This is a genomic window from Natrialba sp. PRR66 (assembly GCF_034808065.1).
Taxonomy (GTDB): domain Archaea; phylum Halobacteriota; class Halobacteria; order Halobacteriales; family Natrialbaceae; genus Natrialba; species Natrialba aegyptia.
Map to the genome: position 1 here is coordinate 1 of NZ_JAXHGN010000181.1, position 256 is coordinate 256.

Annotated in this window: 1 protein-coding gene; it reads right to left on the reverse strand. The window is 54.3% G+C overall.

The genetic code is table 11. The features are described from left to right. On the reverse strand, window positions 1-256 hold a 256-nt coding region (locus SM755_RS23920; RefSeq protein ID WP_323174872.1), incomplete at both ends, for a calponin repeat domain-containing protein.

The following is a 256-nucleotide window of genomic DNA, read 5'->3' on the forward strand; positions in this document are numbered from 1 at the left end:
CTCACGTCAACGATTCTGGGCATTCCGATTCCGGTCATACCGGCCTGCGAGGCCAGTTTGTTGGTTCCCGATTGAAGGGGCACAATACCATCGGTAGCACGAGCCTTATCTTCGGGTACTTCGGATGCTCCTCCAGTTCCCTTCGTCTTGTAGTTCACGTCCCGAGGGCAACCAAATCCGGTCTGTCCCTTTTGAGAGGCGAATTTGTTGGTTCCCGACTGGAGCCAGGTGGATGCCTTCAGAGATTCGATCTTCT